24 protein-coding genes and 1 pseudogene are annotated in these 21,612 nt (G+C 61.6%); 17 read left to right on the top strand and 8 right to left on the bottom strand.

Annotated elements, in window-relative coordinates:
• Nucleotides 1-43 precede the first annotated feature (43 nt).
• The gene (locus tag DWF00_RS20115; protein ID WP_114832106.1) at nucleotides 44-1,090 is read left to right on the top strand and encodes an amidohydrolase family protein; all 1,047 of its coding nucleotides are present in this window, start codon (nucleotides 44-46) and stop codon (nucleotides 1,088-1,090) included.
• A 596-nt stretch (nucleotides 1,091-1,686) separates the two neighbouring features.
• Here DWF00_RS20115 and DWF00_RS20125 read toward each other — a convergent pair.
• Nucleotides 1,687-2,601 (bottom strand): alpha/beta fold hydrolase, encoded by a 915-nt coding sequence (locus tag DWF00_RS20125; RefSeq protein WP_245974132.1) that lies wholly within the window; start codon nucleotides 2,599-2,601, stop codon nucleotides 1,687-1,689.
• Between the two features lie 113 nt (nucleotides 2,602-2,714).
• Here DWF00_RS20125 and DWF00_RS20130 point away from each other — a divergent pair, with 113 nt between their 5' ends.
• Complete coding sequence (locus DWF00_RS20130; RefSeq protein WP_114832108.1) at nucleotides 2,715-3,107, top strand: winged helix-turn-helix transcriptional regulator; 393 nt, start codon at nucleotides 2,715-2,717, stop codon at nucleotides 3,105-3,107.
• 516 nt (nucleotides 3,108-3,623) lie between these two features.
• On the opposite strand, the gene DWF00_RS20135 is transcribed toward DWF00_RS20130, so the two are convergent.
• Nucleotides 3,624-4,391, bottom strand: a complete 768-nt coding sequence (locus tag DWF00_RS20135; protein ID WP_181832858.1) for an IclR family transcriptional regulator — start codon at nucleotides 4,389-4,391, stop codon at nucleotides 3,624-3,626.
• Nucleotides 4,392-4,921: 530 nt separating this feature from the next.
• On the opposite strand from DWF00_RS20135, the gene DWF00_RS20140 reads away from it, so the two are divergent.
• The 8 genes and pseudogenes from DWF00_RS20140 to DWF00_RS20175 all read left to right on the top strand — a co-directional run bounded on the left by DWF00_RS20140 (nucleotide 4,922) and on the right by DWF00_RS20175 (nucleotide 11,921).
• On the top strand, nucleotides 4,922-5,326 hold the full coding sequence (locus DWF00_RS20140; RefSeq protein WP_114832110.1) for a VOC family protein: 405 nt from the start codon (nucleotides 4,922-4,924) through the stop codon (nucleotides 5,324-5,326).
• On the top strand, nucleotides 5,323-6,351 hold the full coding sequence (locus tag DWF00_RS20145) for an LLM class flavin-dependent oxidoreductase (protein ID WP_114832111.1): 1,029 nt from the start codon (nucleotides 5,323-5,325) through the stop codon (nucleotides 6,349-6,351). The genes DWF00_RS20140 and DWF00_RS20145 overlap by 4 nt, the downstream gene beginning before the upstream one ends.
• A 1-nt stretch (nucleotide 6,352) precedes the next feature.
• A complete protein-coding gene (locus DWF00_RS20150; protein WP_114832112.1) occupies nucleotides 6,353-7,492 on the top strand; it encodes a flavin reductase in 1,140 nt (379 codons plus the stop codon).
• A gap of 13 nt (nucleotides 7,493-7,505) precedes the next feature.
• A complete protein-coding gene (locus DWF00_RS20155) occupies nucleotides 7,506-8,420 on the top strand; it encodes an alpha/beta fold hydrolase (RefSeq protein WP_181832859.1) in 915 nt (304 codons plus the stop codon).
• A gap of 35 nt (nucleotides 8,421-8,455) precedes the next feature.
• Nucleotides 8,456-9,472 carry an NAD-dependent epimerase/dehydratase family protein gene (locus DWF00_RS20160; protein ID WP_114832114.1) on the top strand — a complete coding sequence of 339 codons (1,017 nt, stop codon included), beginning with the start codon at nucleotides 8,456-8,458 and terminating at the stop codon, nucleotides 9,470-9,472.
• A gap of 147 nt (nucleotides 9,473-9,619) precedes the next feature.
• Nucleotides 9,620-9,946 (top strand): hypothetical protein, encoded by a 327-nt coding sequence (locus tag DWF00_RS20165; RefSeq protein WP_114832115.1) that lies wholly within the window; start codon nucleotides 9,620-9,622, stop codon nucleotides 9,944-9,946.
• A gap of 24 nt (nucleotides 9,947-9,970) precedes the next feature.
• Nucleotides 9,971-10,282 (top strand): annotated as a pseudogene (locus DWF00_RS20170) (plasmid partitioning protein RepB C-terminal domain-containing protein); the annotation flags it as partial.
• Nucleotides 10,283-10,883: 601 nt separating this feature from the next.
• Complete coding sequence (locus DWF00_RS20175; protein ID WP_114832117.1) at nucleotides 10,884-11,921, top strand: hypothetical protein; 1,038 nt, start codon at nucleotides 10,884-10,886, stop codon at nucleotides 11,919-11,921.
• Between the two features lie 48 nt (nucleotides 11,922-11,969).
• On the opposite strand, the gene DWF00_RS20180 is transcribed toward DWF00_RS20175, so the two are convergent.
• Nucleotides 11,970-12,440 carry a hypothetical protein gene (locus DWF00_RS20180; protein WP_114832118.1) on the bottom strand — a complete coding sequence of 157 codons (471 nt, stop codon included), beginning with the start codon at nucleotides 12,438-12,440 and terminating at the stop codon, nucleotides 11,970-11,972.
• 260 nt (nucleotides 12,441-12,700) lie between these two features.
• Entirely contained in the window at nucleotides 12,701-13,651 is a 951-nt protein-coding gene (locus DWF00_RS20185) for a LysR family transcriptional regulator (protein ID WP_114832119.1), read from the bottom strand.
• Nucleotides 13,652-13,815: 164 nt separating this feature from the next.
• On the opposite strand from DWF00_RS20185, the gene DWF00_RS20190 reads away from it, so the two are divergent.
• The 3 genes from DWF00_RS20190 to DWF00_RS29545 all read left to right on the top strand — a co-directional run bounded on the left by DWF00_RS20190 (nucleotide 13,816) and on the right by DWF00_RS29545 (nucleotide 15,354).
• Nucleotides 13,816-14,070: a hypothetical protein gene (locus tag DWF00_RS20190; RefSeq protein WP_114832120.1), complete on the top strand. Its 255-nt coding sequence runs from the start codon at nucleotides 13,816-13,818 to the stop codon at nucleotides 14,068-14,070.
• A gap of 36 nt (nucleotides 14,071-14,106) precedes the next feature.
• Nucleotides 14,107-15,120: a zinc-dependent alcohol dehydrogenase family protein gene (locus DWF00_RS20195; RefSeq protein ID WP_114832121.1), complete on the top strand. Its 1,014-nt coding sequence runs from the start codon at nucleotides 14,107-14,109 to the stop codon at nucleotides 15,118-15,120.
• A 66-nt stretch (nucleotides 15,121-15,186) separates the two neighbouring features.
• Nucleotides 15,187-15,354 carry an antibiotic biosynthesis monooxygenase family protein gene (locus DWF00_RS29545; RefSeq protein WP_181832860.1) on the top strand — a complete coding sequence of 56 codons (168 nt, stop codon included), beginning with the start codon at nucleotides 15,187-15,189 and terminating at the stop codon, nucleotides 15,352-15,354.
• 374 nt (nucleotides 15,355-15,728) lie between these two features.
• On the opposite strand, the gene DWF00_RS20200 is transcribed toward DWF00_RS29545, so the two are convergent.
• Nucleotides 15,729-16,628 carry a LysR family transcriptional regulator gene (locus DWF00_RS20200; protein WP_114832122.1) on the bottom strand — a complete coding sequence of 300 codons (900 nt, stop codon included), beginning with the start codon at nucleotides 16,626-16,628 and terminating at the stop codon, nucleotides 15,729-15,731.
• 159 nt (nucleotides 16,629-16,787) lie between these two features.
• Here DWF00_RS20200 and DWF00_RS20205 point away from each other — a divergent pair, with 159 nt between their 5' ends.
• From DWF00_RS20205 to DWF00_RS20220, 4 genes are all read left to right on the top strand, one after another.
• Complete coding sequence (locus tag DWF00_RS20205; protein ID WP_114832123.1) at nucleotides 16,788-17,273, top strand: DUF1579 domain-containing protein; 486 nt, start codon at nucleotides 16,788-16,790, stop codon at nucleotides 17,271-17,273.
• Complete coding sequence (locus tag DWF00_RS20210) at nucleotides 17,216-17,797, top strand: hypothetical protein (protein ID WP_147283814.1); 582 nt, start codon at nucleotides 17,216-17,218, stop codon at nucleotides 17,795-17,797. Before DWF00_RS20205 ends, DWF00_RS20210 begins: the two co-directional genes overlap by 58 nt.
• Nucleotides 17,798-17,853: 56 nt before the next feature.
• Nucleotides 17,854-18,252 (top strand): DUF1761 family protein, encoded by a 399-nt coding sequence (locus tag DWF00_RS20215; RefSeq protein ID WP_114832125.1) that lies wholly within the window; start codon nucleotides 17,854-17,856, stop codon nucleotides 18,250-18,252.
• 132 nt (nucleotides 18,253-18,384) lie between these two features.
• On the top strand, nucleotides 18,385-18,711 hold the full coding sequence (locus DWF00_RS20220; protein ID WP_114832134.1) for an antibiotic biosynthesis monooxygenase family protein: 327 nt from the start codon (nucleotides 18,385-18,387) through the stop codon (nucleotides 18,709-18,711).
• 165 nt (nucleotides 18,712-18,876) lie between these two features.
• Here the strand turns inward: DWF00_RS20220 and DWF00_RS20225 are convergent, their stop codons facing one another.
• From DWF00_RS20225 to DWF00_RS20235, 3 genes are all read right to left on the bottom strand, one after another.
• Entirely contained in the window at nucleotides 18,877-19,776 is a 900-nt protein-coding gene (locus DWF00_RS20225; protein ID WP_114832126.1) for a sugar phosphate isomerase/epimerase family protein, read from the bottom strand.
• 3 nt (nucleotides 19,777-19,779) lie between these two features.
• Nucleotides 19,780-20,790 carry a hydroxyacid dehydrogenase gene (locus DWF00_RS20230; RefSeq protein ID WP_114832127.1) on the bottom strand — a complete coding sequence of 337 codons (1,011 nt, stop codon included), beginning with the start codon at nucleotides 20,788-20,790 and terminating at the stop codon, nucleotides 19,780-19,782.
• A gap of 16 nt (nucleotides 20,791-20,806) precedes the next feature.
• Nucleotides 20,807-21,612, bottom strand: an 806-nt coding sequence (locus tag DWF00_RS20235) for a carbohydrate ABC transporter permease (protein WP_147283815.1), incomplete at its 5' end; no start/stop codon positions are given.

Raw genomic sequence — 21,612 nt, forward strand, 5'->3', positions numbered from 1 at the left:
ATGTTCTTCGCCTGATGTGCTTGGTCTCGCACAAGAGAATGACATGACTGATATTTCTACCGGCGATCACGGCACTACACCAAGCCAAGAGCAACTCGCACGCGGTGAAGAGTTAGTGCTCGAACCAGAACTGCCTATCATCGATCCGCATCATCATTTATGGGCCACGCCTGCTCGCTATTTACTGGACGAGCTTCTTGCTGATACGGGAAGCGGCCACAATATCCGTGCCACTGTCTACTTGCAGTGCCGCTCCATGTACCGCCAGGATGGACCGCCCGAATTGGCTAGCCTCGGCGAGACGGAGTTTGTAAACGGAGTGGCGGCCATGAGCGCGAGCGGTCTCTATGGCAATACTCGGCACTGCGCGGGAATTGTCGGCTACGTCGATCTATCACTGGGAGGTCGAGCTTCAACGGTGCTGGAGGCGCATTTGCGCGCGGCAAATGGGCGGCTGCGCGGTATACGAAACTCTTCGGCGTGGCACCGCGATCCTTCTATCCGCCCGATGCCCTATGTCGCTCCGAAAGAAATGCTATTGAACCCGAAATTTAGAGAGGGCTTTGCACACCTTGCGCCTCTCGGCTTGAGTTTCGATGTCTGGACATGGTGGACACAGCTATCGGAGCTAGTGGACTTAGCCGACCAGTTCGAAACCACGAGCATCGTGCTTGACCATTTTGGCGGCATCGTGGGGGTGGGCGAGCATGATGGAAAACTCGCCCACGACTTTCCACTCTGGCGGAGCGCAATTCGGGAGGTGGCGCGCCGGCCCAACATCACAGTGAAGCTCGGGGGGCTGGCTATGCAAACGGCGGGCTTCAAATTGAGCGAGCGATCGACGCCAGCGAGTTCCGAGCAACTGGAAGACCTATGGCGTCCGTATTTTGACGTTTGCATCGAGGCATTCGGCCCGCAACGATGCATGTTCGAAAGCAACTTTCCGGTCGATAAGGCTGGTGGTGTTAGCTACCGCACCTTGTGGAACGCCTTCAAACGGCTCGCTGCGGGAGCAGGGACCGAAGAAAAGGCCGCGCTATTTTTCGACACGGCGGCACGAGTCTATCGCCTAAACGTGAAGCCAATATAGTGATATGCATGGCCAGCACGCGCGTAGACTTCGTTTCGGAGACGCGTTCGGAATAGTCGGAATCGTCCGCCGCGCTTGCAATCCGAGCGATCATCTGGGCAGCACACTCGACCATTCAAGTTACCTCTGGATTGCGCTGCAAGATGCTGCTTCACGCTATAATGCGATGTCCATAGCTAGGGTTCGTGGACCAAGGGCAGCCACAGCAATGCTGAGGCGAAGCTAACGAAGCCGAGATAGATTCTCTGGTCTTGTCGTAGCGGGTGGCGACACGGCGCCAGTTCTTGAGCTTTTGAAGAGCTGTTCGACGCGGCTGCGCTGACGGTATTTGTCGCGATAGTGGACCGCTGGATTACGACGTCCGCGCTTGGCCGGAATCGCCGCCTCAACGCCGTTGAAGGCACGTTGCTCACGGATGGCGTCAGCATCGTAATCACGGTGTCACGGACGACGCAGGGGTCATCGCGCGACTTCGCGGTGACGTGTGTCGTCGTCCCGATCGAGATTATGGCCGTTCTCACGCGCGGGCTGTTATCCTGACAATCGCAGCCCTGCGGAGTTAGGTTTCTAATCGCATATATTGACCAGATAATTTTCTATTTGAAGAAATTTAGAAGATGAGCCGCGGTCTCGCTGGGAGCTTCCTCAGGAAGGAAATGCCCGCTCGGAAGCCCCTCTCCGCGAACATCAGACGCCCATTTCCGCCAAGTCTCCAGAGGAGAGCGCGCAGCCACGGTGTTCGCGCCCCACAATACCAATGTTGGTACTTCGATAGCGCGACTGCCGCGGTCTTCGGCATCGGTGTGACGATCGACCCACCAGGCCGATCGGTAATCCTCACACATCCCATGTATAGTTGCAGGATCACGCATGCAGGAGAGATAGTCCGAAAGGCTGTACTCATCGAAAGCAAATTTTTCATGCGTATGAGCAGCGAACAAGACTTGCATAAAATAGTCCGGGTCGGCGCCGATCATGCGCTCAGGAAGAGGCGCAGGCTGAGATTGGAGCGTCCAGTGCCATAGTGCGTAGCCAGCGCGGCATTCATAATTCTCAAAAGCATCGAGCGTCGGGATGATATCCAGCACCGCCAAACGCCGGACAGCGTCGGGATGGTCGAGCGCCAGGCGATAAGCGACGCGCCCGCCACGGTCATGGCCCGCGACGTCGAACCGATCGAAACCCAGTGCGCGCATTGATGCAATTTGATCGAGTGCCATAGTCCGCTTCGAATAAGCGCTGAAATCGCCGCCGCCTTCTGGCTTGTCGCTGCGGCCATACCCTCTGAGATCAGGAACGACTACTGTGAAATGCTCTGCGAGTGCCGGAGCCACTTGCCGCCAGCAGACGCGCGTCTGGGGTGCGCCGTGCAGCAGAAGTAGAGGCGGACCCGATCCACCGATGAGTGCATCGATCTCGATGCCGTGACCCGGTAGCTTGCGCTGCGCAAACCCGTCAATCATTCCCGATTCCGTTCCCGGAATTCCTTTTAAATTATCAGATGATCTCATCTTAATTACCTTCAACGGCCGCGACGGGGGCGTGTGGTCTGGATTTGTGACTAGACGCACTTATATGACCGACGACGCCTCGCCAAGGACGCACATTTTTAGGACCAAGTCACATGGATATGCCTGCCTCCGAGTGCGTAAGCGCACAGTGCAAGAAGATGAGCGGCGTGCTCAATATTGTCGGTGACAAGTGGACGGTGTTAATCGTCAGGTTACTGGTCAAGCGGCCCCGCCGTTTCAACGACATCAAGCGAACGATCGGCGGCATCTCGCAACAAATGCTCACGCGCACCCTGAAGGCGCTTGAACGCGACGGGATGGTGAGCCGAACCGTCTATCCAACGGTACCCCCGCAAGTTGAATACGCACTGACGGGGCTGGGGCAATCACTCGCGGTGCCGCTTCATGCATTGGGCGCTTGGGCGGGAGACCATCTCGATGAAATCGAGGAAAATCGGTTCCGCTATGATGCGGACAAAGGAACGGATTTCAAAAAGGGAGCCTGACATGGGCTGACGGGAGGAGGGACCGACAGCGTCTACCATTCGTTTTCCTCCCGTCCCCGGGCCCATGTCGTCCCGGGGGGGCGGCAGCTTGTTTGACTACGATTCGTGGACCAAGGGCAGCCACAGCAATGCTGAGGCGAGGCTAACGAAGCCGAGATAGGATTCTATGGTCTTATCGTAGCGGGTGGCGACACGGCGCCAGCTCTTGAGCTTTTGAAGAGCTGTTCGACGCGGCTGCGGACGGTATTTGTCGCGATAGTGGAGCACTATTACGACGTTCGCGCTTGGCGGGAATCACCGCCTGAACGTCGCTGAAGGCCACGATGCTCACGGATGGCGTCAGCATCATATCCGCAGTCCGCCAGAAACGCCTTGGCTTTGTGTTCCATCATGCAGAACAACGGAGTGAAGCCTTTCACGCCGCGAATCTCTCCGGGCGGTCAGGACAGCCCGGCGGACGGCCTTGTCCATCGCGAAAGACGCGGAGCTCGTGGCGTCGAGCGTCGTTGGGAGAGTTCAACTCGCGGCCGTACCACCGAGTGCGATCGTCGCTCGCGTGCAACTCTTCAGCAATGCATTCACATGCGGACCGCTCGGCTTCATGTTCAGCGCGCCGCTCCATCCAACCACGCTAAGCGTGAACTTGACGCCGCCGCTCCAGTCGCGCACCGGCCCCGCAATCGATGCGTAACCCGTTCCGTCAGCGCGCTCGAAGCTCACGTAGCCCTGGCTCGCCAATTGACGTTCGGCTTCTGCACGCAATACCTCCGGATCCAAGCTGAGGGCGAGCGCCTCGTCCTGCAATTGACGGCGCGTCTCCACGGTCGGCAAACTCGCGATGTAGATCTTCCCGGCGGCGGTTCCCAGCAGGCCGATCAAGCCGGTTCGCATCTCAAATGCGCCACGGACCTCTCCTTCCTCCTTGAAGAGGCTGACCGGGCCGTCGGCCGTCCATACCGTGACCGCTGCGCTAAGTCGCGTCGCATCGTGCAGCGCGATCACCTCGCGGCGAACCATTTCAAAGCCGTTGAGCTGCCCGAGCGAAGCCATTCCAAGCCGTAGCGACGCCGGGCCGAGTTTGTAGTGGCCAGGCTTTTCGTCCGCCATTGCGAGCCCGGTGCGTACCAGGCTGACCAAGTAGTTATTCGCGGCGCTACTGGTGAGCTCAGCGCGTACCGCGATCTCCTTCAACGGGAGTGCCTGACGGCTGGACTGTAGCGCAAGCAGCATCCGAAAGGCGATCTCGACCGATTGAATACCTCGCCGCCCGTCTTTTCCGTTCATGGATTCCGTCTCCGCAATAGCCCGCGTGTGCAGCCCAGTTGACAAGTTCCTGCGTCCATCGCCATAATACAACCATATCACATGCATTCAACAATGATGAATGGCTTGACCGGCAATGTACTTCGCATCGAGTAGCTCGCCCGCTCCGGCCACATACGGCCCGAGCCAGCGCATATTCGTCCTCGGTACTCAGCTAGCGATTGCACCGTTTACCGGCGGGACGCAAAGCGAAACGTCGCAGCCAGCGTTTCCGAAGAGGGTAGGGCCGTCAGGTCGAGGCCTTGATCTGATCGCACGCACGCTGGGTAAGGCGTTCGCGGCGCGGTGGGCTCAGGCGGTCCTTATCAAGAACAAGCTGAGCGCAGTCTGGGGCGTTGCGGCGGGATTGGCCGCGCGCGGGAAGGGGCCGGTCACCGGCTACCGTAAGCTATCCCAGTGCTGGCCCCGGCACGGCTGGTTTTGGTGAAAATTCCTTCCATAGGAAGCGACCCATCGCCGACGCCGACGTGAAACCCGAGTGGACCGGCCTGATGCCAATTCATAAGATTCAGAGTGTCTACACAATCGTTCGCGACCTTGATGCACAACAAGCTTTCTACACTCGCGTGTTGGGCATAGCGCCAAAATTTCGCGACGCTGATCGCTGGTCGCAGTTCGGTATCGGCAACACAAATTTCGCCCTGAGCTCGGTGGCCGAAGCGGCCCCGGGCGCTGCCGGTAGCGTCGTCGTGTTCGAAGCCAATCATTTGGACGGTCTGCGTGAGCTTGTTGTGGAGGCCGGCGGCAGCTTTGTCGCTGCACGCGAGATGGGCACGCACGGCAACATCCTCAGCTTCATGGACCCGGAAGGACAGCCTTTTCAGGTTTTCGCAAAAGCATCCCCACCCCCAACTCCCCCATCCCCTGCCAGCGAGGAAAAAGGTTCGACATCATGAAATTCGGCGTTTTCGATCAAAACGATCGCAGTGGTCGTCCGCTCGCACAGCAATACGAAGAACGCGTGCAACTCGTCGAGCTATATGACCGGCTGGGTTTTCATTGCTACCACATGAGTGAACACCACGCGACCTCGCTAAGCACGACGCCATCGCAAAACGTTCTTGCGTCTGCACTCATCCAGCGAACGCAACGACTGCGCTTTTGCCCCCTCGTCTATCTGCTGCCGATCCACCACCCGATGCGGTTGGCTGAAGAGATTTGCATGCTCGATCACATGAGCCGCGGTCGCTTCGAATTCGGCATCGGCAAGGGGGCTTCACCGCACGAACTCGCCGCGCTCGGCGTCGACGCGGCGGATGCACAACCGCGCTACGCCGAGGCGTACGAGATCATCCAACGCTACTTCGCCTCCGACGCGCTCAACTTCGAGGGCCGCTTCTGGCAGTTTGACAACGTGCCCGTCGAGATGAAGCCGCTGCAGACGCCGCATCCGCCGGTCTGGTACGCCCTGGCGTCGCCTGATTCCACGGTATGGCCCGCTCAGCAGGGGATGAATATCGTCTGCGGCGGCCCAGTGGCGCGCGTCGGCGAGATCACCGCCCGCTTCCGTGCCGAACGGGCCAAGGCCCACGGCAACGTCGCTGGTGAGCCGTTGATCGCAGTCAGTCGTTACATCATTGTAGGCGAGTCGGATGAGGCTGCGCTCGAAGTTGGTCGGAGCGCATGGCCGGTTTTCTATGCGAACTTTTTCAAGCTCTGGCGCAAGCACGGGACGGAGCCGGTTAACGCGAAATTGCCGCCCACCTTCGACGAGTTGCTTGCAACCGGCCAAGCCGTGGCCGGCTCGGCTGAGACGGTGCGGGCCGGTCTCGCCAAGCAGATTGAAGACGGCCGCATCAATTACCTGATCGGCAGCTTCGTGTTCGGCAGTATGCCCCATGCCGACGCGGTCTCGTCGGTCGAGCGCTTTGCGGCACACGTGATGCCGGCATTGCGTGAAGCAAACGCCATGGCGGCCTGACATGCAGGACGCTCTCGCAGTTGCCGCGACTGCCGCAAACTTTGACGCGAAGGAACTGCGCCGCGTGCTCGGCGCCTTCGTCACGGGCGTCACCGTCGTGACAACGATCGACGAGACCGGCCGCGCGTGGGGTTTGACCGCGAACTCTTTCAGCTCGGTTTCGCTGGAGCCGCCCTTGGTGCTTTGGAGCCAATCCCGGCGCTCACCCAGCCACGCGGCGTTCGCGGCATCCGCGTGCTTCGCGGTCAACATTCTTGCGGAGGATCAGATCGCGCTCTCAAACCGCTTCGCGACTTCAGGCATCGATAAGTTCAGCGGCGTCGAAACCGATCCGGGGATGGATGGCTTGCCGCTGCTTCGCGGCTGCAGTGCCTGGCTCGAGTGCAAGGTCGTTTCGCAGATGCCGGGCGGTGACCATACGATATTCGTTGGTGAAGTCCGAGCAGTTCGCCGCAGTGAGCGCAGGTCGTTGGTTTTCGGCAGCGGCCAGTATCTGGTCGCCGACGCGCACGACTTGGGCCGGCCGCCCCCAGGACTCGGCACCACGGTGCAATCACAGTTGCACGCGGCTCGAATTGGCGCACGCGCGATGAGCCGCCTGGCGGAGCAATTTGACGAAACGGTGGCACTTGCCGTCTGGGGCAATCACGGTCCGACGATCACAGCGTGGCAACCTTCCAGCACGCCGGTCAGCCGCAGCCTACCACTTGGATTGGCGTTGCGCGTCACGTCGACGGCGACCGGGTTGGCGCTGGCAGCGAACCTGCCGCCTCAGGCAACCAGGCGCTTCATCGACGCAGAATTGGCGGCGAATGCGAGCGGGGAAACCGTCGGCCCTGCTAACGAGGCAGCGCTCAGCGAACTGCTTGCGCAAGTGCGCGCCCGGGGCCTGGCATTTCGCGCGCCAGGTGTCTTTTACGGCAGCGACCGCATGGTCAACGCGATCAGCGCACCAGTATTGGACGCCAGCGGTCACGCGGTGATCGCCTTGACCGCGATCGGCGATGCAGAGCGCTTCGACGGCCTTGCAGACAACCCACTCTCGAGCGCGCTGAGGGCGGCCGCGGAGGACCTGTCCGAACGTCTCGGCCACCGCGGAGATGCGCCGCGGACCGAGCCCGTCGTCAACGCCCCGTTATGAAGGGAGCGTCGAGATGACATTCAGTACCGAGGATGAGCGTCTGCTGGCGCACGCGTTGCCCGAGACCCGCCGTGTTGAGGTCTACTCGACGCATTTCGCTGACGGTCATGGGCAGCTCGAATACCGTGAAGCCGGCGCACCGGACAATCCTGCTATTTTGCTGTTGCACGGCATCGGCTCCAGCTCTGCCGGCTATCGGGCGCAGTTCGCCGGACTACAAGATCGCTATCGACTAATTGCTTGGAACGCACCCGGTTATGGTGCAACGACGCCGCTCGCCGACCTCCGACCGTCTTGCTCTCACTACGTTGAGATCGTGACCGAGTTGCTAGTCGCTCTGGGTGTCAGCCGACTGAGTGGTATAGTCGGCAGCTCATGGGGCAGCGTGATCGCAACCGCTTTTGCCGCGCGCCAAGGCGCTTCGGTCGACGCATTGGTCCTGTCCGCGCCGAACACCGCACGCCGCATCGCTCAGACCGTCGAGCAACGTGAACAGGCACGCGCAGCGGCATTGCAAGCGGCATCGGCCAGCTTTGAGCAAAGCCGGGAGGTTATCGCCGATCGCCTGCTGGCCCCGGCCGCGGCCGCATCGGTGCGCAGCCATGCGCTCCGTTTGCGCGATGGGGTGACGCTGGCCGGTTGGGAGCAGGCGATAAATATGCTGTTCACCGTCTTTACGCCCGAACTGCTGCCGACCATCACGTCGCGCATTGCTTTGATTGTCGGCGCCGATGACCGCGTGGCTCCAGAAGCGCAACACGCGGCGGTCTTACGCGCAGTGCGGCCCGATATGAATTACTATCGACTCGATGGGGTAGGCCATTTGCCGAAGCTCGAAGCCCCAGTTGGATTCAACGCGATAGTGGACGAATGCGTGAGGTCGTCGGGCACGGCGGGTCTTTCGCGGCGCGATTCGCGGCACGTCTAACGAACAAGTAGTGCAATCCTTACTGAGGTAATTCTATGATCTGTCTGGTTACAGGAGGGTGGGGCTATATCGGATCCCGGATCGTCAGGAATTTGCTTGATAAGGGCGTCGAAGTGGTGGTGGCCGACGCTAGCGAGATCAATGCCGCGGCTAGGCAGATCATCGGCGAAGAGGGACTCCAGAAAATCAAGTTTTGGCGAATCGATATCGCGGACCCGCTGCAGGTCTTCGCGATGGTCGGCGATCTAAAAATTACTCATATCATCCATACAGCTTTCGTGATGGGAGCAATCGATTCCGGCAGGAGCGCGAAGGCAGGCAAGGCCTTCAGCTTGCATCCGGGAAAAGTCATGACTGGCGAGTTGGATCTCGGTAAATCGCTGCGGGTCAATTGCTTTGGCATGCTCAACATCCTGGAGGCTGCCAGGATGTTTGAGATCAAGCGCGTGACATACACCAGCGCCTACGCAGCGTTCGGCACGGCCATCGCCGACATCCATCCCGGCCCGATTCCCGATGAGGGGCTGTTCGCCCCGGACACGATGTATGCCGCCACGAAAATAACGAACGAGTTGATGGCTCGGATCATTCGGGACCGCTACGGCATTGAAACGGTCGGGTTACGCTTCGGGCGAACCTATGGAGTCGGAGGTCCGGGCGGCTTTCCCCAACTCATCCGACGTGTTGCACTCGGCGAACCTGTTGAACTTGCAGACCCGACCTATTTCAACAGCTATACCTACGTCGACGATTGCGCCGACGCCCACGTCTACATTGCTATGTCCTCTGCGCCGTGCCAGTCCGTCTACAATGTCAGGGAGCAGGAATATACCAATTTGGACCTGGTCAATGCGATTAAGCGTGTGCATCCGGACGCCAGCATCCGCATCACCGACGCAAAGGGGGACGGCGTCCGGGTACCCCACGTCGAGACGTCGGGCATATTTAGGGACACCGGGTGGAAGGCCAAAGTAAATCTCGAGACCGGACTGCGCCAGATGATGAACCATTGGAGGGCCGAGGCGCGGTTGCCAGAGTTGGCACCGTCATAGTGGGGAGGATGCACGCTACTTCGGAGGCTACGCTACATCGCGTACTATCAGTGTGGACTTACATGGTGCTGCGAGTTGGTGATGTAGATCGTAGGGAAGAGTGATCGTCACGATCACCGGTATCCTCATTGGGTTGGTTTCATAGGTGTGCTCCACAACCAGCGTCGGCGTCGGCACAACCCGATCGACTGGGCCGCGTTCGTCCAGGCCATCGTGGTGTGCCTGCGCTTGCCAGTGAGTGTCAGCGGGATTCATTTCGAGGGAATCGGGACGCGGCATCCGAGCTTCGCTTCTGCCGAAGCCCTTTACGATCTCGGCACGCGGGCGGATGTCGATCTGTTCCGCGCCAGGGACGTGGTGCACGAGGACCCGCTTCAGGCCGTGCTGAGGCCGACCATGGGTCCGCGCCTCATTCCCTTCGTGCCCGACGCTCCCGACTGGCAGGATCGCGATGGTCGCGGGACCGGCGTCTAAGTCGAAGACCGCAGCTACGCAGCCGCTCTGCTGGCCGGAACGCCACAATCGCAACTCGTGGAGGGCGACAAGGTCAAGAAGGTCAAGGGCGTGACGCCCGAGGCCATGGCGAAGATGGAGTGCGAACTGGCCCGGCTTCAGGAATCGATGAGCTCCATCCAAGACACCTACGGCCGCGAGCACCTGCAGCTCACGGTCGTGAAGGGATATCTCGGGAAGCTTCTCGGCAACGCGCGGATCGTGCGATATCTAGTCAAGAACCGGCCGTCGTTTCTCGATGAATTTCAATCAATTGCCGAAGCGAACTCGACACTGGCGCAGGAGGAGTTCGTCTAAGTGCGTTGCGCATGGTCATGCATAATGCGCACCAGACAGATGATCACGATGTGACAATAGTGCCCTTGACATATTCAGGGCGGCACCACCGGTTTTTGCTGTAGCGCCAGTGCCTGGTTGCGCCAGTTCCAGACATTAGGCTGCTGCCCGAAAGCAGACTTCGCCGTAGGGCGAGTGCGTCGTGGCCTCGATCGCCAACCCGCGAAGGGCGCGTGGTCCTGTTGCCGCGAAGGGATTTGGCACGTTCAGCCTCAGTCGTGGGGTCGCGCGCGGATGTCGTGGTTCGCGCGGAGCTCAGTGGCTCTCGTCACATGAGACGCGGCCTAGGACGCGATGGCCGATGTGCGGGCTGCATTGCGCCTGCGGTTCTCGACCATTTTCAGGAGAGCTATTTCCCGGCGAAGCGACACGACGTTGAGGCTTTGGACTGCATTTTAGCGGTTTCGGATCGGCGGGATTCACCCAAGCACGAAGAGGCGTTGAACTTGGTCGATCATGAATCGCACCAATGGCTTGAGAGAGCAATTTGAGATGTTTTCTCATCACAGACTTGAAAGAGATCTGCGATGTTCGACGGCAAGGTGCACAAGGGGATTGAGGCGTGAAGACCAAGAACCAGATCGTGTCGATGCTTGCCGTGTCGTGTGCAGCAATCGCTCTTTCGACGGGCGCCGGCCATGCTCTCGACGAGCAGATCTTTTCTGTCATCACTGGGGATCGCGGGACGCTTCCCGACGGGATAGGGCCCCTGTCGGCGCCGCCTGACGGGGCTGCGGTCGTCCGGGCGTACAAGGACTCGCTGACGAAATCCTGCGCTGGTCTCGGTGGAAAAATCGAATTCCAGGAGCCGTTCGTGACGGCTGTCGATTTGAATGCGGACCAAGTGCCCGATCTCCTGATGAGCTCGGCGAGAACCAATTGTGTCGGAGCTTATAGCTACGATTCCGGCTCCGCGGGGCACGGCGTCAGGTGGGCGGTAAGCCGGACAGACGGTTCTTATACCGTCGGGGACACACACCTTCGGAAAGCCGCGGTCGAGGAGACCTTGAGAAACGGCTATCACGTCATTTTCCATTTTCACGGCAGCGCCTGCGGGAAGGTCGGCGTCGCCGATTGCCGGCAGGTCGGGCGCTTCGATAAGGACGGTCAGTGGCAAAGCGTGGCCTGGCCCGACGGCCGAACGGGACCTGCTCTGGGCTCGGCGCAAGCGGCGTCGGCCGCATCGCAGCCAAAGGCTGCAACGACCACAGACGGCCTCTTTAATTTTGACATGCTGGGCGACCTGTCGTCGTCCCACGGCACTTACGACCACAACGGCAGCATGATGCGCATGGCCTTCGAATATGGCCTCATCGTCTACGAGGATCCGAAGGCGTCCCTCGCGGGGATCGCGCAGAAGGGCACGATCCTGTTCCGCGGAGATCCGTTTACTGAAGGCGGCCGCCTGAGGGGCACCGCCGTCGCCTTCAAGAAGGGGTGTCCGCCGGCGGAATATCCGGTTACGGGGACCTACTCGCGCGACAGGAGGACGGTGACCCTCTCAGGGGCCGGGCCCGTCCGCGAAGGATGCAAGGTGGTCGGCTATTCGACGACAAGCCCCCATGCGAGGCTCATCTTCAAGAGCATGATGAGCGACTAGCGCGCCTGCCGGACCATGTTGTCGCCGGCTGAACGTCATCTCATGAGGTCACTTGGTCCCACCAGACAGTATGGTGGCGAGCGCAGGCACCTTCTTGCAGTGCCCACCGACTGCGGTGCGGGCGTCGCCCAACTGGCTATCGATCGCCGCATGCACCGGCGCGCTCGTCTTCGAATAGACGAAGTTCACGAGTTCACTGCGCGTCGGCGAAGCGATCTGTGCGAGCGCATTGCCCAAGCCCAGCACGTTTGCCTGGTCGATGACGGAGCAGCAGGACGTGATGCTCACGTAGGCGTCGTCGAGGGTGCCGTCCGAACCGTAGTTGGCCTGCAGCTCGGGCACGACGTGGCGCACCATCCGACAGGCGCGGCTGATATCGGTACTGAAGGCCATGGTGGCCTCCACGAGCGTTTTGAGATTTTCGCTGGACTCGTACCTCTTCGCGAGGCTCACACGATCGTCGGCGGCGGCTCCGCCGGCGATCGCCAAAATCCAAAAGACCGTGAAAACGCTCCGCATTTGTGCCCCTTTCCCGTCATCGACGGATAAACCCTGCCTGAGTTAGCCGAGTAGTCAACGCCGGAAGGCCGTATCGAACCTGCAGTCCGATTCCGTAGCGCTGACCGTACGCGCGCCCGGCGCGCTCGCTCCAGCCTTCGTATTCCGACCAGCTTGCGAGCTCGTTCTGACTGCTCCAAGCGTGATCGATGTCGCGCGGCAGGTCGGTCACGGCGACGTCGACGTGTCGCCCGCGCATCTTGCGGTCCTAGAATATACGGTCATGCGGAAGTCGTGTGCGCCGACGTGCCAGCAAGCCCCAAGAAAACTTCCAATCCACGATCCCAATACGGATCAGGTCCTATTCGATCGACCATCCAGTCGATGAACGCCCGCACTTTCGGCGCGAGCTCTCGCGAGCTCGGGTAAAGCGCCCATAGCGTCTGGGTGGAAACGAGCGGAAATCCCGGAAGCACTGGCACAAGGGCGCCGCTCCGAAGCTCGTCGGCGGCGCACCAGGTAGCCATCAACGCGATACCGAGCCCGGCGCAGGCTGCATCCCGCACTGCTCCGCCATCATTAATGCGCAGCGCGGGCGACACCCTTCGTACGATCGGCTTCCGCTCTGCGTCCAGAAATGTCCAGAGATCGAGCGTGCCGACGACCAGACAGGCATGCTCGGCAAGATCGTCGGGCGTGTTCGGCCGTCCGCGCTGCCTCAGGTACTCGGGCGACGCGACAAGGACGCGCCGATCCGGCGCCAGGCGCCGCGCGATGAAAGAGGAGTCGCCGAGTTCGGCGTAACGGACCGCCACGTCGAATGCGCCCTCGACGAGGTCGACCACGCTGTCCGAGATGCGAAGATCGAGCATGAGGTCAGGGTACCGGACGCAGAAGGCCGGCAGGCCGGGCACGATGTGTATGCGCGCGAACGAGGCCGGAGCCGCCACCCGGAGCGTGCCGCGCGGCGTGGCCTGCTCGCGCCCCAGCGCCGCCCGAGCGGCATCGGCCGCGTCGAGGACGTGCTCGGCATGCGGCAAGAACGCAAGGCCGTCGACCGTCAAAGTCGCCTGCCGCGTCGTTCGATGGAGAAGCCGCGCGCCCAATCGCCTCTCAAACGCCGCGAGCCGTGCGCTAGCGCCGGCTGGGGTAAGGCTCAGGTCACGGGCCGCCGCGCTGATGCTTCCCAGCTGAGCGATCCGCATGAACAGCCTCAGGTCGTCGATGTCCATGGCTCACTTTCAGCATTTCGTTGAAGCTGATCCTAGTTTCGCGGCACTACAGGGCGCAATCGCGAAATACCAAATCGAGGCCGGACGAGCGCTCGGCAAGATCGTCGTCGACATCGCGAGCCTCCCGCCGATTGGCTGATTTTCTCTTGAAAAGGACATCTTGAATGAAAGCCGCTTCCATTGCCGGCGATGCCGTGGTGCGCATCGCGCTCCTCGCGACCGTCCTGCTTCTCGCCGCTTGCGCATCTGTATCCGATCCGACCGCAGTCGCCTCGGTCGAGGGCTGCCGCATCGAGACGCGCCTCGAACTCCGTCACATCGGTCCGCCGGGCAAGTTCCCGCCGACGCCAGTCAACCGCGAGGTCCGAGTCTGCCGCCCGACCGGCACCGGTTCCGCCGAGTTCTCGGTGAGCCGCTGAGCCTGTGTGCTCACCGACCTGCAGAAGGAGAAACAAATGACCAAGACCATGAAGGCCGTCGTACTCACCCGCTTCGGGGGACCGGACGTGTTCGAGTTGCGCGAGGTGCCGGTGCCGCCGGTCGGCCCGCGCCAGGTGCGGGTGCGGGTGCACGCCACCGCGGTCAACCCGCTCGACTACCAGATCCGCCGCGGCGACTACGCCGACTACGTCCCGCTGCCCGCCATCATCGGCCATGACATCTCGGGCGTCGTCGAGGAGATCGGGTCGGACGTTCACGAGTTCGCGGTCGGCGACGAGGTGTACTATACGCCGAAGATCTTCGGCGGTGCGGGCTCCTACGCCGAGCAGCACGTCGCCGACGTTGAGCTCGTCGGCCGGAAGCCCCGGAACCTCACACACCTCGAGGCGGCGAGCCTGACGCTCGTCGGCGGCACGGTCTGGGAGGCGTTCGTCCAGCGCGCGCAGCTGAAGGTTGGCGAAACAATCCTCATCCACGGCGGTGCGGGCGGCGTCGGCACGATCGCGATTCAGATCGCCAAGGCGATCGGCGCGCGAGTGATCACGACGGCGCTCGCCCGCGACCACGCGTTCGTGCGCTCGCTTGGCGCCGACGAGGCGATCGACTTCACCGCAGGCGACTATGTGGATGCTGTCGCCCGCCTGACCGATGGCGAGGGCGTGAACGTCATCTTCGACACGATCGGCGGCGACACGCTCACGAGAAGCCCGCTGGCGCTCGCTGCCTTCGGGCGTGTGGTCAGTCTCGTCGACGTCGCGCAGCCGCAGAACCTCATCGAGGCGTGGGGCAAGAACGCCGCCTACCACTTCGTGTTCACCCGTCAGAACCGGGGAAAGCTCGACGCGCTCACGCGCCTTGTCGAGCGTGGTCTCGTCAAGCCCGTGCTCGGCGCGACGCTGCCGCTAGCGCGCATGGCCGAGGCGCACGAGCTGCTCGAGAACGGAGGCGCACGGGAGTTGCGTGGCAAGGTCGTGATCGACGTGTCGGGCGAGGCGGTCGCCTTGCCCCCGGTCCAGCGGGCCGTCTGACGCGTCACGCGGACGGCCGGCAATGCCCTGCCTGGCCGTCCGCCTCCTTCCACTCGGAGAGATCACATGGTGACCGAACTCGCGCTCCTTCGCCTCGAACGGGGCTCCGGCCCCGCCTTCGAAGCCGCCTTCGCCCGCGTCGCTTCGCTTCTAACTGGTGCCGACGGCTACTTGCGGCACCGGCTCGTGCCGACGCTCGACGACGCCGATCTTTACCTGCTGCAGGTCGAGTAGCGGGATCTGGCCGCCCACACTCCGGACTTCGAACAGAGTGACGCGCACGCGCGCTTCATCGCGCCGCTCGAACCGATGCTCGTCGGCGTGCCCATCGTCGTGCACGTCCGAACAGGCGAGCTGTCATGATGCAGCTATCGTGATTGGTGAAGGTGTGAGGCATGCAGACCGGCGCCGTCGAAGGCCGGCCGCGGGAAGTTTAGGGTCGAAATGTTGCGGGACTGGAGATAGCGGCTGCGGCGGGGTCAGGACATAGTTCGCGAGTTTCCCCAGCGTAATGCGAGCTCGCAGCTGTACATCCGCGGTGGCATCCGCAGCCGTCACGCCCGCTAGTCTGCCGCCGGAAACGAGTGACTCGCAGTAGCCGCCAGCGCCTATTCAGCACTCGCCGACGGTAACTCCGCCAGAAACGAAACGAACGTCGGGGACGAGGCGACGGCAGGTCGCGTGATGATGTCGATCGTGCGCCGTAACGCGGGTCCTGCCGGAGTTCGAACGGTGACACCGGTATCCGGATAGAGCGCCAGGGCCACCGCCGGCACGAAGCTCACGCCCAAGCCCGACGACACCATCCGCAGCAAAAGTTCGTAGTCGTCGATTGAATGCGTGATCCTCGGAGCAAAGCCCGCAATAGCGCAAGCCCGACTCGTCAATTCATAGCCGCCCGACCCGCGCGCGCCTCCAATCCAGTCGCAATTGGCGAACTCCGTCAGTTCGACATTCGCCGGCAGGGCGCGGAGACCAGCAGGCAGCGCGAGTACCACGGCTTCGTCGACAAGCGTCCGCGAGACGAAGTTCTTGTCGACTGGCCTCGGCACGAGGCTATGGGTGTAGACAATCGCGGCGTCGCAACGACCGATGCGCACGGCGTCGACCGCATCTTCCGGCTCAAGCTCATGCAGGATGACATCGAAGTTCGGGTGTCTGCTCCGGGCCCGCACGATCGCCGGCACCACATGCGCCTTTGCGAAGGTCCCAAAACATCCAATCTCCAATCCGCCGCTGGGTTCTGCCGAGACGATTCCCATATCGACTCTGGCCGCCTCAACGGCATTCAAGATCGTCTCGGCGTGCGCAACGAGGCGGAGGCCTGCGGCCGTTAGCTTGACCCGCCGGCCGGTGGGCTCAAACAATTTTACACCCGCTTCGACCTCAAGTGTCGCAAGTTGCTGTGAGACGGCGGACGGAGTGAGCCGGCTCGCCGCAGCGACCGCTGTCATCGTTCCTCTATGGGATAGCTCACGAAGGAGCCGAAGCCGGCCGAGGTCAAACATTAAGTGTAGCTTACAGTAGGCAACAGAATTTTGAAATAGACCTAACTGTTTTTCGCGGCGTAAAGATACGTTCACATACGGCGGCGTTTTAAATATCGAGTTGAACAGTTTACGGCAGCATCGCTTGCCCGCCCGACGGACTATTCAAGAGGATATAAGATGAAGGGTGAGCACGATTTTGAATTTCTCCATAGAGACTGGCATGTCCGCCATCGCAAGCTGAAGACCCGTCTCGCCGGCGCCGGCGATTGGCACGAATTCGACGGCACGAGCTCAACTCGGCCAGTATTGGCGGGGCATGGCAACGTCGAAGATAACTGGATCAACGACCCCGATGGCGCGTACCGGGCGGCCGCTCTACGCGCTTTCGAAAGCAACACGGGCCTTTGGCGCATATGGTGGCTTGATTTGCGCTCTCCCTCGGAAATCGGACCTCCGGTCGCCGGCAGGTTCGAAGGCGAACGCGGTGAATTCATCTCCGACGATCATTGGAACCAGCAGCCGATAAAGGTTCGCTTCGTCTGGCTCAAGGATGCTGGCGCTGGACCGCTGTGGCAACAGTCCTTCTCAGCGGATAGCGGGAAAACATGGGAACTGAATTGGTCGATGCAGTTCGTCGACGGCAGCACGAAGTCATCCAGATAGGTGCAGGCTCGACGCCAGATCAATTGTTCGGCGGGCGCGCATTTGGCTCGATCATCATTCGGTCCAAGAGGTTGCAGATGACAGCCGTAATTGAGAAACGCATCAGGACGTTCTTCGATGCATACGCCAGTGCCTCACTGGCGGGCGATGCGAAAACTGTCAGCGACGCATACCACTCAACCTATATCGAAGCGGCCCCCTCGACTGTCGAGGTTTTCAACGTCGACGCGGAGTACAAACGCGCCGTCAGTTCGAAAGCCGAAGCGATGAACAAGCTGGGGTTGGTCGGGTCGAAGATCGTTGTCATCGACACGACTCAACTGGCGCCAAATCATCACTGGGTCGACGCAGAGTGGCGTCTAGGTTTCGGTTCGGAGAACGATAAGACCGCCGAGACCGCGTTCCGGATTGGCTATCTGGTTCGTCGCCAGGGTAACGACCTCAAGATTCTGCTCGCATTATCGCATGAAGATGAAGAGGAGGCGCTGCATCATCTCACAACCAACCTCAAAGCGATGACGTGACGCCGGCATAGGATTACGATGTTGCACGGTTGAAGGCGACCTTGGGGAGCAAAACGATGCATATCGCCGGAATCAACTGGGTAGCAGTTTTGGTCGCGGCGGCGGCGTTTACTGCGATCGGATATGTCATCCATATGCGTTTGGTCGACCTGGAAGCCTGGGATGCCGCCAAGCACAACGACAAAGCAGGCCTGAGCACAGTGCGCATGGCCTCCGGCATCATTCTGCCGCTGGCCACCGCGATCGGGCTTGCCGTGCTGTTCGCTTGGGGCAATGTCGCGGGCGTCGGTAACGGCGTCGTATGGGGTCTCGCCATAGCTTTGGCTTCGGCGCTTCCGACGCTTTGGTATAACTGGTTCTACGGCTCGTCGCCGATCTGGATCTTCTGGGTCGACAGCGCCCACCAACTGATCGGCCATGCGATCGTCGGCGCGATATTGGCCGGCTGGCGCTAAGCTCAGCAGCACACATCCGGGCTTTGCCGCTGTCTGGACCGGCCAGTCAGGAATTGAGCCGCGCCACGAACACATCGGATGCGGGCTTTTGCGAGCTTCGCCCTAATTTCCACTTGCCTCGAGGAGACTGGGATGCCTACCGATCCGACCATCGCCCGCATTTGGCGCGGCCGTACTCGCCGCGAAGGTGCCGACGCGTACGAGCGGTATATTCGTGCCGAGGGTATTCCGCTTCTCGAAAGAACGGCGCTCGGTGTCCAGCTCTTTCGCGAAGACCGCGATGACGAAACTTGGTTCACGGCCATATCCTACTGGGCGGACCTGGAGGGGATGACCGCCTTCACCAAGGGCGAGCCGACCGAGGTTCATCATCTCGTAAACGACCCTGAAATGCTGATCGAGTTGCCCGAACGGATCGAGATCCACCGCATTCTGATCGATCTCCAGGGACTGCGCTGAAGCAACCGACGGCGCGCAGCTCGTATGTTGATTCACGTTGGCGATCGCCCGGCTCGCGATCGGCGGTATCGTATAAACTGATGACGTTATAGCGGCATACCGATTGGCCACGGCGCCTGTTAGCAGCTATGCAAATTGCCCAGCTTCGGTTATCGCGATCTACCGCTAACCAGGACGGAAGAACGGGGATTCTAGCCGAGGCTTCGATAAATTTTTGGATAGAAGGCGGCGCACGAAGGCGCACGACCTGCCGACGCCGACCGGTGTCGGCGGCAATTGGTCGGGAACCCACCGCATTTCGTATTCGAAGGTGACATCGCCATCGTAGCCCTGTGTGGCGAGCGCTCCGAGGATCTTATCCCATGGCACGTCGCCCTCCCCAACGGGCACGGAACGGCGGCTATCCTCGTTGGCGCCACTGCGGAGGTGTCCCTGCAGGAAACTGTAATCCTTGACATGGACAAGACGGATCGCGTCAGCCTGGATTTCGAGGCTCTCCGGAAAACCCTCCTTGCCATCGCGGATCAGGTTGGCGGGGTCGTAGACAATCCCGACATTCGCCTCGCCGATCCGCCGCCAGATCTCGTGTGTCCTCAGCGCCGTATCGGCCATGGTGCCGTCATGGTTCTCGATGTTCAGCCCGATCCCGCGTTCGGCCGCATAGGCCGCTACGCGCCTGATGCTGTCAGCCAACCGCTCGACCGCTACGACCCATTCAGCGTGATCGACCTCGGCGCCGCCGAAGACCCGAACGCTTCTCGCGCCAAGCGCATCAGCCAGATCAATGGCATGGCGCAGGCTGGCCACGGCCTCGTCGCGCTCGCTGTCGCTTGAGCTGTTGAAACGCTTCTCGTAGGGCGTCAGCGCGCCGATCACCAAGCCACGTTTATCGGCCTCCGTCCGGATTGTCCTGGCAGCTTCGATCGGCGCGTCGGGCGCAATGGCGCAGCGATAGCCGGCCTGGCATATCAGATCGAGGCCGTCGAGACCCAGTTCGCGCGTCAGATCGAGCGCTCCGACGGGGTCGAGTTCCGGCGTCGCCATGGTGTGGAGCAGCAAGCGCATGAGCTACGCGATCCGTGCCAGCATCGCGGCCGTCACCTCATGCTGAAGCGGTTTGCCAGCGACGAAACGCTCGATCTCCTCAACCAGCAATTCCGCCATGCGTCTTGTCTCATAGCCGGCCGCGCCCGCGATATGCGGGGTGAGGACGACGTTGGGCAGGTCGAACAACCGCGAGTCGGGCGGTAGCGGCTCCGGCTCGGTGACGTCGAGCACGGCATTGAGCCGTCCCGAGATCAGCTCATCGGCAAGCGCGGCATGGTCGACGAGCGTCCCGCGAGCCGTGTTGATCAGCGTCGCGCCGTCGCGCATCGCGGCGAGCTCGGCGTGGCCGATCATGCCAACGGTTTCCGGCAGCGACGGCGCATGCAGGCTGACGACATCGGCACTCGCCATCAGTGCGAGGAGGTCGCACTTCTCAACGCCGAGCGCGACAGCCTCCTCCTCCAAAAAGAAGGGGTCGGAAACCAGAACCTGGAGGTCGAACGGCTTCAGCAGGGCAAGCAGGCGCCGACCGACTCTGGAGGCGCCGACGATGCCGACGACGGCGCCGTAATTGCCGGGCTCGCCGGGTGTGAGCCATTGCGGCTGCCAGAGCTTGCGTTCCCGGTGGAAGCGCTCGCGCACGCTGAAGGCGCGCTTGTTGGCGAGCAGGATCGCGGCCAGAGCATATTCCGCGACGGGAACGGCATTCGCCGCAGCGGCGCACGTCACCACGATCCCGGCCTGCCAGATATCGGGTGCGGCAATGGGCTTCACCGCGCTGCCGGCGTGAGCGATGAGGCGCAGCCCCGGAGCGGCGGCAAGCGCGGCGGCATCGAGTCTCGGAGCGCCCCAGCCGGTGAAGAGGATTGCTGCCTCGGCGAGCATCGCCCGCGCCGCAGCCGAGGAATAATCACGCAGCGGCGCTTCGCTGAGGATGGTGCAGCTCTCGGCCAAGCGCGTGAGCAGCGCTAGCGTCATCAGGTCCGACGTGACGTCCGGATTCATTGCAAAGACGAGGTTGGGCTTGGCCATGGGCACGGGTCTGGGCTCAGCTCTTGACGGCGCCGGCGGTCAATCCGCCGACCAGACGGCGCTGGATGAACAGAAACAGGATCAGCGTCGGCAGCATGGTCAGGCTCGTTGCCGCCATCATCTCACCCCATTGGGCGAACTCGCCACCGACGAAATTGTAGAGCCCGACCGGCAGCGTGCGCTTCTCGCCGCCGCCGAGGATGACGAGCCCGTAGAGGAACTCGTTCCACGCGTTGATGAAGGAGAAGATCGCAACGGTGACGATGCCCGGCGCCGCCAGCGGCAGCACAAGCTTGCGGAAGATGGTCAGGTTGCTCGCCCCGTCCATGCGCCCGGCCTCCTCGATCTCGATCGGCACCTTGGCGAAATAGGCGGTGAGCATCCAGGTCGAGAACGGGAAGGTGAAGGTGACATAGGCCAGGACCAGGCCGAGATAGCTGTTGGCCAGCCCGAGCTTGGCGATCGCGGTGAAGAGCGGCAGCACGATCAGCGCCTGCGGAAAGAGATAGGCCAGCAGCACCGCGTTCAAGATCAGCGATTGTCCGCGGAAGCGGGCGCGGGCCAGCGACCAGCCCGCCATGGCGGCGAAGAGAACGCTGACCAGCGTCGAGACGACGGAGACGATCAGGCTGTTGGCCAGGAACTGCGGAAAGGGCGAGGAAAGCAGAACCTTCTCGTAATAATGCGGGCCCAGGGTCGACAGGTTGAAGGATGGCGGGAAGCTGTAGAGCTCCTCATAGGGCTTGAGCGACGAGAAGATCATCCAGAGCAGCGGCGCCAGCGCGAAGGCGGCGAAAAGCGCGCAGCAGCTATAGGCGGCGA

Origin of the sequence: Allobosea caraganae (genome assembly GCF_003351345.1) — a bacterium.
In the GTDB taxonomy this organism is placed as follows: Bacteria; Pseudomonadota; Alphaproteobacteria; order Rhizobiales; family Beijerinckiaceae; genus Allobosea; species Allobosea caraganae.

Coding starts and splice junctions, on each gene's coding strand:
- DWF00_RS20115 (WP_114832106.1), top strand. CDS start 44: ATGACTGATATTTCTACCGGCGATCACGGCACTACACCAAGCCAAGAG.
- DWF00_RS20125 (WP_245974132.1), bottom strand. CDS start 2,601: ATGAGATCATCTGATAATTTAAAAGGAATTCCGGGAACGGAATCGGGA.
- DWF00_RS20130 (WP_114832108.1), top strand. CDS start 2,715: ATGGATATGCCTGCCTCCGAGTGCGTAAGCGCACAGTGCAAGAAGATG.
- DWF00_RS20135 (WP_181832858.1), bottom strand. CDS start 4,391: ATGAACGGAAAAGACGGGCGGCGAGGTATTCAATCGGTCGAGATCGCC.
- DWF00_RS20140 (WP_114832110.1), top strand. CDS start 4,922: ATGCCAATTCATAAGATTCAGAGTGTCTACACAATCGTTCGCGACCTT.
- DWF00_RS20145 (WP_114832111.1), top strand. CDS start 5,323: ATGAAATTCGGCGTTTTCGATCAAAACGATCGCAGTGGTCGTCCGCTC.
- DWF00_RS20150 (WP_114832112.1), top strand. CDS start 6,353: ATGCAGGACGCTCTCGCAGTTGCCGCGACTGCCGCAAACTTTGACGCG.
- DWF00_RS20155 (WP_181832859.1), top strand. CDS start 7,506: ATGACATTCAGTACCGAGGATGAGCGTCTGCTGGCGCACGCGTTGCCC.
- DWF00_RS20160 (WP_114832114.1), top strand. CDS start 8,456: ATGATCTGTCTGGTTACAGGAGGGTGGGGCTATATCGGATCCCGGATC.
- DWF00_RS20180 (WP_114832118.1), bottom strand. CDS start 12,440: ATGCGGAGCGTTTTCACGGTCTTTTGGATTTTGGCGATCGCCGGCGGA.
- DWF00_RS20185 (WP_114832119.1), bottom strand. CDS start 13,651: ATGGACATCGACGACCTGAGGCTGTTCATGCGGATCGCTCAGCTGGGA.
- DWF00_RS20190 (WP_114832120.1), top strand. CDS start 13,816: ATGAAAGCCGCTTCCATTGCCGGCGATGCCGTGGTGCGCATCGCGCTC.
- DWF00_RS20195 (WP_114832121.1), top strand. CDS start 14,107: ATGACCAAGACCATGAAGGCCGTCGTACTCACCCGCTTCGGGGGACCG.
- DWF00_RS29545 (WP_181832860.1), top strand. CDS start 15,187: ATGGTGACCGAACTCGCGCTCCTTCGCCTCGAACGGGGCTCCGGCCCC.
- DWF00_RS20200 (WP_114832122.1), bottom strand. CDS start 16,628: ATGTTTGACCTCGGCCGGCTTCGGCTCCTTCGTGAGCTATCCCATAGA.
- DWF00_RS20205 (WP_114832123.1), top strand. CDS start 16,788: ATGAAGGGTGAGCACGATTTTGAATTTCTCCATAGAGACTGGCATGTC.
- DWF00_RS20210 (WP_147283814.1), top strand. CDS start 17,216: ATGGGAACTGAATTGGTCGATGCAGTTCGTCGACGGCAGCACGAAGTC.
- DWF00_RS20215 (WP_114832125.1), top strand. CDS start 17,854: ATGCATATCGCCGGAATCAACTGGGTAGCAGTTTTGGTCGCGGCGGCG.
- DWF00_RS20220 (WP_114832134.1), top strand. CDS start 18,385: ATGCCTACCGATCCGACCATCGCCCGCATTTGGCGCGGCCGTACTCGC.
- DWF00_RS20225 (WP_114832126.1), bottom strand. CDS start 19,776: ATGCGCTTGCTGCTCCACACCATGGCGACGCCGGAACTCGACCCCGTC.
- DWF00_RS20230 (WP_114832127.1), bottom strand. CDS start 20,790: ATGGCCAAGCCCAACCTCGTCTTTGCAATGAATCCGGACGTCACGTCG.